General features: G+C 72.9%; 14 protein-coding genes. 10 read left to right on the top strand and 4 right to left on the bottom strand.

The genetic code is table 11. The annotated features are described in order from the left end of the window. The 7 genes from IF20_RS08875 to IF20_RS08845 form a co-directional block, all read left to right on the top strand. Positions 1-193 (top strand): NAD-binding protein (locus IF20_RS08875; RefSeq protein WP_199896532.1); only part of this gene is annotated, 193 nt, incomplete at its 5' end. Positions 194-325: 132 nt separating this feature from the next. Beyond that, positions 326-931: a TetR/AcrR family transcriptional regulator gene (locus IF20_RS08870; protein ID WP_052864426.1), complete on the top strand. Its 606-nt coding sequence runs from the start codon at positions 326-328 to the stop codon at positions 929-931. 156 nt (positions 932-1,087) lie between these two features. Further along, positions 1,088-1,630 carry an SUKH-4 family immunity protein gene (locus tag IF20_RS37525; RefSeq protein ID WP_110943973.1) on the top strand — a complete coding sequence of 181 codons (543 nt, stop codon included), beginning with the start codon at positions 1,088-1,090 and terminating at the stop codon, positions 1,628-1,630. Positions 1,631-2,069: 439 nt separating this feature from the next. Beyond that, complete coding sequence (locus tag IF20_RS08860; RefSeq protein WP_052864425.1) at positions 2,070-3,227, top strand: acyl-CoA dehydrogenase family protein; 1,158 nt, start codon at positions 2,070-2,072, stop codon at positions 3,225-3,227. Positions 3,228-3,261: 34 nt separating this feature from the next. Further along, positions 3,262-4,215: a class I adenylate-forming enzyme family protein gene (locus IF20_RS08855; RefSeq protein ID WP_052864424.1), complete on the top strand. Its 954-nt coding sequence runs from the start codon at positions 3,262-3,264 to the stop codon at positions 4,213-4,215. 75 nt (positions 4,216-4,290) lie between these two features. Beyond that, a complete protein-coding gene (locus IF20_RS08850) occupies positions 4,291-4,806 on the top strand; it encodes a GNAT family N-acetyltransferase (protein WP_052864423.1) in 516 nt (171 codons plus the stop codon). A gap of 515 nt (positions 4,807-5,321) precedes the next feature. Beyond that, positions 5,322-6,356, top strand: a complete 1,035-nt coding sequence (locus IF20_RS08845) for an SMODS domain-containing nucleotidyltransferase (protein ID WP_052864422.1) — start codon at positions 5,322-5,324, stop codon at positions 6,354-6,356. A 118-nt stretch (positions 6,357-6,474) separates the two neighbouring features. On the opposite strand, the gene IF20_RS08840 is transcribed toward IF20_RS08845, so the two are convergent. Then, positions 6,475-8,850, bottom strand: a complete 2,376-nt coding sequence (locus IF20_RS08840; RefSeq protein WP_234426579.1) for a glycosyltransferase family 4 protein — start codon at positions 8,848-8,850, stop codon at positions 6,475-6,477. 297 nt (positions 8,851-9,147) lie between these two features. On the opposite strand from IF20_RS08840, the gene IF20_RS08835 reads away from it, so the two are divergent. Next, positions 9,148-10,896 (top strand): IlvD/Edd family dehydratase, encoded by a 1,749-nt coding sequence (locus tag IF20_RS08835; protein WP_052864420.1) that lies wholly within the window; start codon positions 9,148-9,150, stop codon positions 10,894-10,896. Between the two features lie 115 nt (positions 10,897-11,011). Continuing rightward, positions 11,012-11,758, top strand: a complete 747-nt coding sequence (locus IF20_RS08830; RefSeq protein WP_234426578.1) for a FadR/GntR family transcriptional regulator — start codon at positions 11,012-11,014, stop codon at positions 11,756-11,758. Here IF20_RS08830 and IF20_RS08825 read toward each other — a convergent pair. The 3 genes from IF20_RS08825 to IF20_RS08815 form a co-directional block, all read right to left on the bottom strand. After that, complete coding sequence (locus tag IF20_RS08825) at positions 11,749-11,940, bottom strand: hypothetical protein (RefSeq protein ID WP_052864541.1); 192 nt, start codon at positions 11,938-11,940, stop codon at positions 11,749-11,751. The genes IF20_RS08830 and IF20_RS08825 overlap by 10 nt on opposite strands. A 50-nt stretch (positions 11,941-11,990) precedes the next feature. Continuing rightward, on the bottom strand, positions 11,991-12,266 hold the full coding sequence (locus IF20_RS08820; protein WP_052864419.1) for a hypothetical protein: 276 nt from the start codon (positions 12,264-12,266) through the stop codon (positions 11,991-11,993). Positions 12,267-12,480: 214 nt separating this feature from the next. Beyond that, positions 12,481-12,900: a CBS domain-containing protein gene (locus tag IF20_RS08815; RefSeq protein WP_052864418.1), complete on the bottom strand. Its 420-nt coding sequence runs from the start codon at positions 12,898-12,900 to the stop codon at positions 12,481-12,483. 570 nt (positions 12,901-13,470) lie between these two features. On the opposite strand from IF20_RS08815, the gene IF20_RS08810 reads away from it, so the two are divergent. Continuing rightward, positions 13,471-14,268 carry a putative protein N(5)-glutamine methyltransferase gene (locus IF20_RS08810; RefSeq protein WP_052864417.1) on the top strand — a complete coding sequence of 266 codons (798 nt, stop codon included), beginning with the start codon at positions 13,471-13,473 and terminating at the stop codon, positions 14,266-14,268. The last annotated feature ends 124 nt before the right edge of the window (positions 14,269-14,392 follow it).

The following is a 14,392-nucleotide window of genomic DNA, read 5'->3' as shown; positions in this document are numbered from 1 at the left end:
CCGCATCGACCTGCACCACAAGGACATGGGCATCGTCACCGACGCCGCCCGCAACGTCGGCGCGGCCCTCCCCGTCGGCGCCGTCGTCGCCAACCTCGTCGCCGCCCTGCGCGCCCAGGGCGACGGCGGCCTGGACCACTCCGCCCTCCTGCGCGGCGTCGAGCGCCTCTCCGGCCTCCCCACCCAGGCCTGATCCGCGGGGACATCTGACGGAACGCCGCCCGGTCGCGCCGCCGGGCGGCGTTCTGCTGTGTACGGGCCGGTGCGCCCTCCGCCCCCGTACACTGAGCCAACGTTCGTTAAGTTCCGTCAGGAGGGGGCGGCGGTGCAGCCTGCCGGCCAGAGGGCCATTCTCGACGCCGCCCGGCACGAGTTCGCCGGCCGCGGATACGGCGCGGCGTCCATCCGCGACATAGCCCGGCGGGCCGGCGTCAGCCTCTCCGCGATGTACCACTACTACTCCGGCAAGCAGGAGCTGCTGCACGCCCTGCTGCACGAGAGCAGCACGCAGTACTTCACCTCCTGCGACCAGGAGCTGGCACGGGTCGGCGAGGACGCGGGGGAGCGGCTGGCCGCGCTGGTCCGGGCCACTGTCCGCTACCGCGCCGAACGCCGGCTGGAGAGCAGCCTGCTCCTCACCGAGTGGCGCCACCTCTCCGAGGACCGGCTGAAAGAGGCGCGGCAGCGCCAGTACGACGGCTCGCGGCTTTTTCACGAAGTGGTCGACGCCGGCGTGTCGCAGGGAGTTTTCCGTACGCCGCATCCGGAGGACGCCCGGCGCGGGGTGATCGCCATGTGCAACGCGGTAGCACAGTGGTATCGCGCGGGCGGTGATGTCGGGGTGGACGAACTCGCCGAGCGATACGTGGAGTTGGCGCTCGTCCTGGTCGAGTACCGGCCGGCGGGCAGCCTCCCGCGCCGGTCCCGCTGACCCCTCGCGACGCCCCCACTTAACGACCGTTCCACTCGCTTTTCCGCCCCGGTCTGCTCCTTCGCGCCGTGCCGCGTGGTCAGATGTCCGACTCGCCGGACGGTTGTTCCCGGTAGAGTCCCGCCGCGTGCGATCAGCCGTGGGGGAGGGGCTCCTGTGCCGAAATATGAAGAGCTGGTGGCGTGGGCCGGTGCCGGCCATGTCGTCCGGGCCGAGCGGGACGCCGTGGCGGGGTGGCGGATACCGGAGCGGCAGAAGGAGTTACTGGTGACCACCGGCATACCGGTGGTGGACAACCTCATCGGTACGGCGTCCTTCCAGCACGAGCCCGAGCCGCAGCTGCGCACCAGCGACGGCCGGCTGCTGTACCGTCTGACGCAGAATTCGCACGGCAGCCGTTCACCCGCGCTGACCTGGGCGTTCGGCGTCGATCCCGATTCCGGGGCGGTGTACTACGTACTGCCCGACGGCGAGGCGTGGTTCGCCAACTCCTCGATAGAGCTGTGGCTGCGTACGCTGCACCACTACGGGCTGCACGTCAGCGGGTCGGCGATCCTCAACGACCCGCACGCCGACGAGGGCGCCGCGGTGGCCGAGCTGGGCCGGCTCGCCGTGCAGCTGAAGGCCATCGACCCGCCGGCCTTCGACGGATTCGTCGGCTACATCTGGGTCGAGTTCCTGGAGAGATGGCTCTGGTGAAGCCGGCGGCGGGCCGGGCCGGCCGATCGGTCTCGGACCTTTAGCGGTCTCTTTGCGTCGACTTCCCGGTCGGTTTTCTGGCTGGGCCGTGCTGGTCGACAGCCGGGCCGGTCGCGCCGCCCCGGCCGGTCGGCCAGCCGCTCACCCGCGCCGACCAGTGGCGTTGTCCCGCAGCCGGGCGGCGTACCGGATCGCGGCCGGGATGCGCGTCGTGGGTACGGCAGCGGCGCCGGGTGCGCGAGCGGCGCACAGAAGATCCGTGCGACGCGTGGTGCGAGTGGGCCGTCGCGGCCGTGGCCACCGGGGACGTGGTAGCGGAAGGGCCTTCCGCCCATGCCCTGGACAGGACTTCCGTGCAGCCGTAACTTAACGATCGTTCGTCAGCGGGGTGCGTGCGGGGCACGGGCGCACCGCAGAGGTGCGACGGAAGGGGCCCGGGGTGCGGCGGACGGTGTTCAACGAGGATCACGAGGCGTTCCGGGAGACCCTGCGGGACTTCATCGCCAAGGAAGTCGTCCCCGTCTTCCCTTCGTGGGAGCAACAGGGCCACCCCGACCGGGACTTCTACCGCCGCCTCGGTGAGCTGGGCGTCCTCGGCATCCAGGTGCCCGAGGAGTACGGCGGCGGAGGCGAGCCGAGCTTCAAGTTCAACGCGGTCGTGATGGAGGAGGCAGCCCGCGCCGGGGTCTCGTTCGGCGGCCACTCCGTACACTCCAACCTCATCCTCCCGTACCTGCTCGCGTACGCGACCGAGGAGCAGAAGCGCCGCTGGCTGCCCGGCTTCGCCGCCGGCGACCTGATGACCGCCATCGCCATGACCGAGCCCGGTACCGGCTCCGACCTGGCGGGCATGCGGACCACCGCCCGGCTCTCCGCCGACGGCGGCCACTACGTGCTCAACGGCGCCAAGACCTTCATCACCGGCGGCGCCCTCGCCGACCTGGTGCTGGTCGTCTGCCGCACCTCGCCGCCGGACCCGGACGACCGCAGGGCCGGCCTGTCCATCCTGTGCGTGGAGTCCGCGAGCGAGGGCTTCGTCGTCGGGCGCAAGCTGGACAAGATCGGCCTGAAGTCCTCCGACACCGCCGAACTCTCCTTCACCGACGTACGGGTCCCGGCGGCGAACCTCCTCGGCGAGGAGGGGCAGGGCTTCGCCCACCTCACCCACAACCTCCCCCAGGAACGCCTGACCATCGCCCTCGGCAGCACTGCCGCGGCGACGGCGGCGGTGCGCTTCGCGACCGCGTACGTCAAGGAGCGCACCGTCTTCGGGAAACCCGTCGCCGCCTTCCAGAACACCAAGTTCGTGCTCGCGGAGTGCGCCGCCGAGACCGAGGCCGCGCAGACCTTCGCCGACCGGGCGCTGGAGCTGAACGATGCGGGCGAGCTGAGCGTCGCCGACGCCGCCAAGGCCAAGCTGTTCTGCACCGAGGTCGCGGGCCGGGTCATCGACAAGTGTCTGCAACTCCACGGCGGCTACGGCTATATGACCGAGTACCCGATCGCCCGGCTGTACGCGGACACCCGGGTCTCGCGCATCTACGGCGGTACCAACGAGGTCATGAAGACGATCATCGCCAAGTCGCTCGGCCTCTGAACCCCTGCCCACGCCCCTACCGGAAGGCACCCGCATGCAGACCACCGGAATCTCCGCCGTCGTCATCGGCGGCGCCTCGGGCCTGGGCCTGGCCACCGCCCGACGGCTGCGGGCCGGCGGCGCGGAGGTCGTCCTGCTCGACCGCTTCGACCCCGTCCGGTACCTGGACGACATCGATGCGCACCAGGTGGGTTCGGTGGGCGGCTCACCCACGATGTACCGGGCGCTGCTGGCCTCCCCGGCGAGTGCCGGGCGGCGCCTGGAGTCCGTACGCCACCTCAACTCCGGGGCCGCGCCGATGGACCCGGCGACCCGGCGGCGGCTCGCCGGTCTCTTCCCGGAGGCGCTGTTCACCGAGGGGTACGGGCTCACCGAGGCGACCATGGCGCTGGCCATGTGGCCGCTGGACGCCGCGGCCGGGACACCGCACGGCACGGTCGGCGTCGCGCTCCCGGACACCCGGCTGTCCATCCGTGACCTGCTCGACCCGGCGCGCGAACTGCCCGTGGGGGAGACCGGCGAGCTGTGGGCGCGCGGTCCGCAGATCACCGACGGGTACGAGGGGCATCCCGAACTCACCGCCGAGCAGTACAGCGACGGCTGGCTGCGTACCGGCGACATCGGCCGGCTGGACGAGCGCGGCCGCCTCTTCCTGTCGGGGCGCGCCAAGGACATGCTCCTTTACAAGGGCTACAACGTCTATCCGCTGCACCTGGAGGACATCCTGGCCGGGCACCTCGCGGTGGCGGCGGTCGCGGTGATCGGCGCGCCCGCCGCGGAGGCGGGGGAGATCCCGGCCGCCTACGTGGTGCTGCGGGACGGTGCGGCGGCCACGGCGGAGGAGCTGATGGCGTACGTCGCCGACCGTGTCGCGCCGTACCAGCGGGTGCGCGAGGTGCACTTCACGGATGCACTGCCGGTGTCGGCCGCGGGCAAGGTGCTCAAGACCGCGCTACGGGAGCGGCGCGCCGCCCGGAGCGCCGGGTAGACCCGCGTCGTGAAGATCGCTGAGGCCGGTCCGCGCCGGTGCGGCTGCCGGGCCCGGCCACTAGCGTCATGGCGTATGCAGACGACTCTGTACGGCGCCGACGTGGTGCTGCGTCCCGCAACGGCGGACGACATCCCCGCCCTGGCCGAGATCCGGGCCGAGCCGGAGGTGTACGCGAGGTGGCGCGGCGGTGTGGATCTGGCGGCCGAGATCGCCGCCGACCTCGCCTCGCCGGACAAGTTCTCGTACGTGATCGAGTACCGGAACCGGAACATTGGCGCGATCCAGTGGTCGCAGGAGTCGGATCCGGACTATCGGCATGCGAATATCGACATCTATCTGACGTCCGCGCTGCACGGCCGGGGGCTGGGGACGGACGCCGTGCGCACGCTGGCCCGCCACCTGTTGACGGAGCGTGGTCATCACCGGATCACGATCGACCCGGCGGCGGACAACGAGGCGGCGATACGGAGTTACCGGAAGGTGGGCTTCCGGGCGGTCGGCGTCATGCGCCGGTACGAGCGCGGAGCCGACGGGACCTGGCACGACGGGCTCCTGATGGACCTGCTGGCCGAGGATCTGACGGGCTGAAGCCGGCTGCCGGCCGGCGCTCGGTGGCGAGTCGTCGCAGGTCTGTGTCATATGCCAACGGCATGACGGCGTGGTCCCATGCGGTCGACGCGGCGACAGGGCGTGAAACGTGTGCTGCCGACTTCGGTCGAAAGAGGAGAAATTAGGTTCATCATCGATCAGGACGAGCTGTTTCGCGGTGCTCCGAGGCAGATATATGCGTAGTTGAATGGAGCGGCACCGCTCGCAGGGGCGCGTGGCCGTCCGTCAGGACCGGTGTGCGCGCGGGAAACCGGAACCCAGTCGGGCGAAAGTGACGTGGAGTGGCGCGAGACAACTGCGGCAGTCTGCCCGGTCGTCGACCGGGCGCGGAGAGGAACGATTTTTCCCATGCATGATGTGACACGTTCGACCCCTTCCGCTGAAACGATTCCCCGCTACGCTCGCTCCTCCCCGGACGCCGTCGGCCCGGCCGTCGGCGGCCAACCGGAATGCCCCCTCGTCCCGTTGATGTCGAGAGAAACGAGCCCCGCGCGATGATGTACACCGCCAGGACCGCCTTCGGCTACTTCGACCAGGCCCTCGCCCTGGAACCCGGCCGCTACGAGAGGGCCCGGCGACGGCACCGCCAGATCACCGCGGCGCTGAAGAACGCGGGCCTGATCGAGAGCAGCTGCCTGCAGGGCAGCTTCGCCCGCAAGACCCGCATCGCCCCGCTGGACGACGTCGGCATGGTCATGGTCTTCCACCGGCGCTTCGCCCGCCTCGTCAAGCGCCCCGGCGGCGCCGCCGACGCCATGGCGATGCTCTGCGACGCGGTCACCGAGGCGTTCCCCGGCTCCCGGTTCGGCGACGAGGACCGCACCTCCCGCGCCCTTCAGGTCACCTTCGCCGACCTGGACGTCACCTTCGGCCTGACCCCCGCGCTCGCCGACCCGCGCTGCACCGACCTGCTCACCGCGAACTGGGAGCGGGGCAGCTGGGAGCGCTCGACCGTCCGCACGCTCAACCGCGTCATAGGCCGGCACGACCACGCCACCGACGGCCGCTTCGTCCACCAGGTCCGGATGCTCAAGGCGTTAAGGAACGGCCACCCGGCGCTGCGCGAGACGCGCGGCCTGCTGTGGGAGGCGCTCGCGTACGAAGCGGTCTCCGGGCCGCGGCAGCACACCGACGCGGTCGCCACGGCGCTCACGCACGCCGCGCAGGCCGTCTCCGGCCCCGTCCTGGACCCCACCGGCTCGGTGGACCTGACCGAGGGCTGGTCGCAGGAACAGCGCCGCTCCCGCGCCGAGGTGCTGGCCGCGCTCGCCGCGCAGGCCGCCGAGGCCCAACGCCGGGAACGGGCCGGTGACCACGATGGCGCGATCCGTGTCTGGCACGGCGTGTTCCGGTCGCCTTTCCCGGCCACGGCCGACGCCCGCGGCGTCGAGCAGGCCGGCGGCACCGGACACCGCGCCGCCCGCCGCCGCAGCGCGCCGAGCCCACGCGTCCGCACCTTCGGCCCGTTCACCGCCCGCCCGGTGACCTGGTCCGTCTTCGCCGGCGCGACCCGGTCGCCCGTACGGTGAGCCCCGCCGGCGGGCCACCCCGCCGGCCGGCCCCGCGACGGTACGCGCGGTCGCTTCGTACGAGGGCGGGCCGGACCTACGGGGCCTGCGCGGCGGACCCCACGGGCCCTACGGGCCGTCAGGCGCCGCCCCCGGCCGGCAGGTCGCCGGCCCCCTGCAGGGGCGCGGACTTGGGCACCGCCGGCTGGGCGGGTGCCACGTCCGGGGCCGGGGCCGGCGCGGTGACCAGGGCCAGGTCGTTGGAGTCGGTGAAGTACGGGCGGACCCGGGCGCGCGCCGCGCCCTCGCCGCGGTACGCCGACGGGTGGCTGTCGATGTCCTTGCGGGCCACGATGTCCCCGCCGATCCGCCCGATCCGTACGGCCATGCCGTCCGGCAGCGCCAGCCGCAGGTCCCAGAACTCCCGGTCCCGCGGCGTCGTGCCGGCCACCCGCCCGGTGAAGTCCTCGTGCGGCAGCAGGCAGCAGAACCGGCCGGCGCCCAGCTCCGTCGCGGGCAGCCGCAGCACCGTGGGCCGGTCGCCGCGGCGCGTCGCCGTCACCACGGCATCCGGCGTCAGCACGGCGCCCAGCAGCTCCGCCTCGACGTACGTGACCGAGGGCCCGACCGCGACCCACACCACCTCCGCGTGCGCGCCGCGCCGCCACACGCGCAGCACCAACCGGCCGCTGTCGGTGGCGTACGGAATCCAGGACCGCACGGCGTCGGCGGTCACCTCGGGAGCCCGGCCGACCAGCGCGGCCCGCTCGACCATCGGGGTGCGCACGTGCCGCTGCGCCCCGTCGGCGCGCCGCCGCACCCATACCTCCCAGTGCCCCTCGGCGAGCGGCATACGGGGCAGCCGCAGCCGGGTCCGGTACGGACCGCCCCGGCCCTCCCGGGCGGGTGGCGGCAGCGGGACCCGGATCTCCTCGGCGGAGTTGCGGCGCCGCAGTACGAGGTCGGCGGGGCCGGCCAGCCCCTTGGCCGGGAAGGTCAGTTCCAGGGCGCCGTCCTCGGCCGCCGCACAGCGCGCCACGGGGCGCAGCTTGCGCGCCGTGCCGTCGGCCCGCGCGGCAGCGGCGGGGGAGATCCGCCGCACCAGGCCGAGCAGCGGGCCGGCCGTCGCGGGCCGCTGGAGGAGGGGACGTACCGCGCGTCCTGCGAGCTCCCTGCCGGCGCGCAGCAGCCGACTGCCGCTTGCTGCTCCGGCGCCTCCGCTCAGCGCGTGCGCCCCGTGGGGTTTCTCCCGCGTACCCGGTGAGCCGCAGCCCTTGCCGGTGCGCGCGGCGAGGTCCTCGAAGAGCTTGACGTAGGCGTGCGCGATCGCCGAGGGCGCGTAGTTCAGCGCCTTGGCGCGGGCGGCCGCGGCCAGCGCGCTCCGCCGCTCGTCGTCCGCGATCAGGTCCAGCAGCGCGGCAGCGAACTCGTCGGCGTTGCCCGGCTGGACGAGCAGTCCGTCCACCCCGTTGGAGATGATCTCGCCGGGCCCGAAGGGGCAGTCCGTGGCGACCACCGGCAGCCCCGCGTGCATCGCCTCCACGATCGTCATGCCGAAGGACTCGCCGTCCGAGGAGACGGCCGCGATCGATCCCTTCGCCCACTCCGGCTCGATCGGCGCATGCGCGCCCATCATGATCACCTGCTCGCACAGGCCCAGCTCGTGGATGCGGGCCCGCAGCGCCCGGGCCTCGGGACCGCGCCCGTACAGCCGCAGTTTCCAGTCCGGCCGCTGCTCCACGACGCGCGCGAAGGCGTCGATCAGCAGCCGGTAGTTCTTGATCCGGATGAGCCGGCCGGCCGCTACCACGAGCTTGTTCCGCCCGGTGGAGGGCGACACGTCAGGCTGCGGCACCGCGTTGGGGATGCAGCGGATCTCCGTGGCGACGTCGGGCAGCGCCTCGCGGTAGATCCGGGCGTCCTGCCGGGAGACCGTGACGAACGCGTCCAGGTGCGCCACCGCCGCGTTCTGCGCCGTGCGGATGTCCGGCCGGTGCATGTCGTGGGTGAGGTGTTCCTGGCCGACGAGCAGGGCCCGGGCCGGGCCGAAACGCGCCAGGTAGACGTTGATACCGGGCCGGGTCCCGATGATCACGTCCGCGTCGGTGCCGCTGAGGTGACGCTCGATCCGCTCGTCCACCAGCGCGCTGCACAGCCGGTACGGGCCGTCGCAGGCGGGATAGACGCGCGAGGGGTTGCCCTTCGGGTCGTGCGCCGGGTCGAAGCCGGGCTGGTCCCGGCGGGCCTCGACCAGGGGGACGACGCGCACCCGCGGGTGCACCGGCAGGGCGGGTGCCGACCGGGTCCGGATCATCGAGACGATCTCGACGTCGTGCCCGGCCTCCGCCAGCGCGCCGGAGAGGTTGACGGTGGAGCGGATGGTGCCGCCGATGCCGTAGAGGTTGAAGAGGAGGAAGCACACCTTCAGCCGGTGTGCTGCCCGTACGGGGGGCGCTGAGCACGCCGCCGCTTCCGGAACCATGCCTGACACGACCACGTCGTCACGCTTCTGCACAGAACTGGAGAATATGACGCTAATTGTGACTCTATGAGTAATCGCGGTCGCGTGTCGCGAAGCCGACCCCCAAACGGCCGATATGCATCGGGCCTGGTGGCGGGGGGTGCGCGGGCGCTCGGAGGAGTTGCCGGGGGAGCGTGGCGGCCGCGGTGCGCACGGTGCGCGCGCTCGTGCCGAGGTGTGCACGGGTCTGGACGGGGGCCGGTTCTATCGTGCTTTGATAGCACCATTGGACGGGTGGCGAGGGCGCGGCTCGGCTCGCGGCCACCCCGGACCGCGTCGGAAGGACGTCACATGACCGTGCACGACCGGCAGCAGCCCGCCGGCACCGCCCCGCTCCGCTCCCGCGCCTGGTTCGGGGACGGCGGCAAGAACGGCTTCATCACCCGGCACGCCCTGCGCGGCATGGGCCGCGGCGGGCACAACTTCGACGGCCGGCCGGTCATCGGCATCTGCAACACCTACTCCGAACTGAACCCCTGCAACGGCCACTTGCAGATCCTCTCGGCCGCCGTGAAACGCGGCGTGCTGCAGGCCGGCGGCTTCCCGCTGGAGTTCCCCGCCATGTCGCTGGGCGAGCCGATCATGCGACCGACCACCATGCTCTACCGCAACCTCGCCGCCATGGAGATCGAGGAGCAGATCCGCGCCAACCCCATGGACGCCGTCGTCCTGCTCACCGGCTGCGACAAGACCACCCCGGCAGCCCTCATGGGCGCCGCGAGCGCGGGCGTCCCCGCGATCGTCTTCACCGGCGGCCCCATGCTCAACGGCCGCTTCCGGGGCCGCCACGTCGGCTCCGGTACGGACGTGTGGCGGATGACCGAGGAGCTGCGCGCGGGCACCATCACACAGGAGGAGTTCACCGAGTTCGAGAGCTCGCTGAACCGCAGCGCGGGCCACTGCATGACCATGGGCACGGCCTCCACCATGGCCTGCCTCACCGAAGCGCTCGGCATGATGGTCCCCGGCGGCTCCGGACTGCCCGCCGTCGACTCCCGCCGCTCCACCCTCGCCGAGGAGACCGGCAGCCGCGCCGTCGCGCTGGCCGGCAGCGACCTCACCCCGCAGCGCATCATGACCCGCGCCGCCTTCGAGAACGCCATCCGTGTCAACGCCGCCATCGGCGGCTCCACCAACGCCGTCCTCCACCTCCTCGCCCTCGCCGGCCGCATCGACGTACCCCTCGCACTGGACGACTTCGACCGGCTCGGCGCCGAACTCCCGCTGCTCGTCGACCTGATGCCGTCAGGGCGCTTCCTGATGGAGGAGTTCGCGTACGCGGGCGGCCTCCCGGCCCTCATCAATGACCTCCGTGACCATCTACACCGCGACACCGTCACCGTCACCGGGCGCAGCCTGCTCGACAACTGCGAGGGGGCCGAGGTGTACGACCGCGAGGTCATCCGCCCGCTCGACCGGCCCGTACAGCCCGCCGGCAACGGTACGGCCGTCCTGCGCGGCAACCTCGCGCCCGGCGGCGCCGTCATCAAGCAGTCCGCCGCCGACCCCGAACTGCTCACCCACACCGGACCCGCGCTGGTCTTCGACTCGCTGGAGGACTACCTCGCCGTCGCCGAGGATCCCGCGCTCGACGTCACCGCCGACACCGTCCTCGTCGTCCGCAACACCGGGCCGAAGGGCTACCCCGGCATGCCCGAGGTCGGCAATGTCCAGCTGCCGAAGAAGCTGCTCGACGAGGGCGTGCGCGACATGGTGCGGATCTCCGACGCCCGCATGTCCGGCACCGCGTACGGCACCTGCGTCCTGCACGTCGCGCCCGAGGCGGCCGTCGGCGGCCCGCTCGCCCTCGTCCGCACCGGCGACCGGGTGCGCCTGGACGTGCCCGCACGGCGGCTCGACGTCCTGGTCGAGGACGCGGAGCTGGCGCGCCGCCGCGCCGCCTGGCAGCCGCCGCGCGCACATGCGGAACGCGGCTGGCGCTATCTCTACGACCGGCACGTCACCCAGGCCGACACCGGCGTCGACCTGGACTTCCTGCGCGGCGCCAGCGATTCGACGCCGCCCCGCCAGGCCTTCTGACCCCGGTTCGCCGGGGACGCCGGAGGTGTGAGAATCGGGCGGGGCGGCCACCGGCGGGCCGCCCCGTACCGGCGCACACGAGGCACCGGCGCACTCGGAGAGACTGGGGAACGGCGTGGAACTTCAAGGCCTGCACGGGCAGGTGGTCGACCGCATCGGCCGGTCGCTCGCCGCGGACGAGATCCGCGCGGGCGAGGTGCTGCGCCTGGAGGACGTGCAGGAGCGGTACGGCGTCTCGCGCACGGTCGCGCGCGAGGCGGTCCGCGTCCTGGAGTCCAAGCGGGTGGTCACCAGCCGCCCCCGCGTCGGCATCACCGTACGCCCGCTCGCCGACTGGAACCTCTACGATCCGCAGATCATCCGCTGGCGGCTGGCCTCGCCCCGGCGCGGGACCCAACTGCGCGAACTGGCCGAACTGCGGGCCGCCGTCGAACCGTCCGCCGCGGCCCTCGCCGCCTCCGGCGCGGCCCCCGCCGTCCGCGACGCGCTGACCGGGCACGCGCGCGCCATGGCGGATGCGGCCCGGGCCGGTGACCGTGCTGCTTTCGTCGCGGCCGACGCGGCCTTCCACCGCGCGCTGCTCACCGCGTCCGGTAACCGCATGTTCGCCCAACTGGCCGAGGTGACAGAGGAGTTGCTGGTGTCCCGGCGAGAGTTGTCGCTCATGCCGGCCGCCCTCGACCCGGCCGCCGTGCACCGCCACCGGGAGGTCGCCGACGCGGTCGCCGAAGGCCGGTCCGCCGACGCCGCGGAGGCCGTCGTCCGCATCCTCGACGCGGCCCGCGACGAAGTGGAGCGACTGCTGGAGGACGGCGGCGCGGGGTCGTGCGCGTACCCGGCGTCGGGTGGGGCTCAGAAGTAGACGATGCGCACGACCGTGACCGTCAGCACGCTCTCGCTCACGTAATAGCGGATCACCACACCGGCGACGGTCGCCTCCCGCCGCTCCCGCTCCTTGTCGATCGCCGCGGAACCGTGCCCGTACGGGTCGTCGGCGAGCCGGCGCATCCCCGCGTCGAAGCGGGTGCGTAAGGAGGTGTCCATGGCGTCGCGGGCCTGGTCGGCCGGCGGCGCGTACTGCAGGCGACGGCGGCTCACGCCACCTCCGGCCGGCTGTCGTCGGCCGGCACGGCACCGATGTCCTCGCCCCGCTCCAGCCGCTCGAAGAGCTCCTGGTCCTCCAGGTCGGCGCCGGTGCCGCCCAGGGCCCAGCGGGCCAGCCGGGCGGGCAGCTCGGCGGCCGGGACGTGCGGGATCTCCTGGTCGAACACGCGGGCCTGGTCCTCGTCGAGGACGGCCCGGATACCGGCAATGGTGCCGGGCAGCTCCACGAGCTCGCCGCCGATCACCGTCTTCAACATCGCTTCCACGGCCGACCTCCTCGCGCGACCTTCTTCGCGCCGGTGACCACCGTACGCCCATCGGACCCGGTCGTGTCCCGAGTACCGGCAGGACCGCGAGCCCCGGAGAACGGTGTGACGAGGAAAGCGACGAGGGAAGTGACGAGGAAAGCGGCGCGGAAGGGCCGTGGGCCCGGGGTACGGGCCCACGGCGAGCGGGAGACGGTACGGGCAGGGGAGCGGGTCAGCGCTGTGCCGTGATGCTCTGCGTCCAGTCGGCCAGCTGGTCGTCGGTGAGGTGACCGGCCAGATCGGCCTCGCTGATCATGCCGACCAGCCGCTTGTTCTGGATCACCGGGAGCCGGCGGACCTGGTGTCCCCGCATCTCCTCCAGCACCTCGGCGACATCGGCGTCCACGTCGATCCAGCGGGGCGTGCCCTTGGCCATCTCACCCGCGGTGATGTGGGTCGGATCGTGGCCCATGGCCACACAGCCGACCACGATGTCGCGGTCGGTGAGGATGCCGCACAGCCGCTCGTCCGCGTCGCTGATCGGCAGGGCGCCCACATCGAGCTCCCGCATCAGCTGTGCCGCGCGGTCCAAGGTGGCGTCCTCGGGTATCCACTGGGCGCCGGGGTGCATGATCTCTCCGGCAGTGGTCATGAGGTACCTCCCATGCCGGACGGCCGGCGCGACGCCCGACGCGCCGCAGGTCCCGGCCCTCCCATTGTCGTCGCCGGTCAGCGGCCCCGCATGTTCGCGCGCGGGGCGCCGGCCCCCCCCCGTGTCCCTTGGTATGCCGACGGAGATACGTGGGCAGTGGTGACTCTGCGTCTCACAGTGTCGCGACACCGGAGACCGGGCCGGCGGGCCGTCGCACCATCGCGCCACCAAGACCCCGTGGTCAGGTGATCGCGCGGCCTGCCGGCCGCCCTCGCCCGCCGGCCCGTCAGGTTCTTCCGTATCGACCGGCATTCGACCGGCATTGGGCCGGAATCCGATCGGAATTCGACGTGCGGTCGGCTCGGCATCGGGTAATCTGACCGACGCCGGTGATCATGCCGGTCCGACCGAGGAGGTGAGACCCATTACCGCTGCAACAGGACGGGTCCTCCCTGCTCGCGTCCGCACGGTTCCCGCGGCACCACTGCCGTAGCGACCGGAGGAGGGAGCCCGCCCGGCGTCCGCCAGGCACCCGAAAGGCTTCCCGTGTCGCTCCTCGCTTCTCCCCGTATGCACTCCCTCCGCTCCGCCGCCGTCGGCCGCCTCCGTGAGACCGGTTCGGTCTTCGCCGAGGACGAGGCGGACCTGCTGCTCGCCACCGCCGCCACCCCCGCCGCCCTCGATGCCATGGTGGAACGGCGCGCCGCCGGCCTCCCCCTCGAACAGGTACTGGGCTGGGCGGAGTTCTGCGGCCTGAGAGTGGCCGTCGCGCCGGGCGTCTTCGTGCCCCGCCGCCGTACCGAGTTCCTCGCCGCGCGTGCCGTCGCGCTCGCCACCGCCGTCCCGCCCGGCGCCCGCGCGGTCGTGGTCGACCTGTGCTGCGGCTCCGGCGCGGTGGGCGCCGCGCTGGCCGCCGCCGTCCCGGCCCCCGGCGCGGAGCTGCACGCGGCGGACATCGACCCGGCCGCGGTCCGCTGCGCCCGCCGCAACATCCCCGCCACCGTGGGCCACGTGCACCAGGGTGACCTGTACGAGGCGCTGCCGGACACCGTGCGCGGCCGGATCGACGTCCTCGTGGCGAACGTGCCCTACGTGCCCACCGACGAGGTCGGGCTGCTGCCGCCCGAGGCCCGGGAGCACGAGCCGCTGGTGGCCCTGGACGGCGGCGCCGACGGGCTGGACATCCTGCGCAGGGTGACGGCCGGGGCGCCGCGCTGGCTGGCGCCGGGCGGCCATCTCCTCGTCGAGACGAGCGCCCGCCAGGCGGCTGCGGCGGCCGAGGTGTTCCACCGCAGCGGCCTCGTCCCGCGGGTGGTCACGTCGGAGGAGCAGTACGCGACCGTTGTCATCGGCACCCCCGCCGCCTGAGTGCCGACGCCCCGGGGCGCGGCCCGGTCCTGCCCCGCCAGGCTGACGTGCGGTGAGAATCGGATCATGGCGGGAACCCTTCCCGCAGAGAACCGGCCACCTGCACGGGAAGGAGACGGACCGC

This window comes from Streptomyces niger (genome assembly GCF_000718305.1).
GTDB lineage: Bacteria > Actinomycetota > Actinomycetes > Streptomycetales > Streptomycetaceae > Streptomyces > Streptomyces niger.
This window is presented reverse-complemented; position numbering and strand designations above follow the sequence as displayed.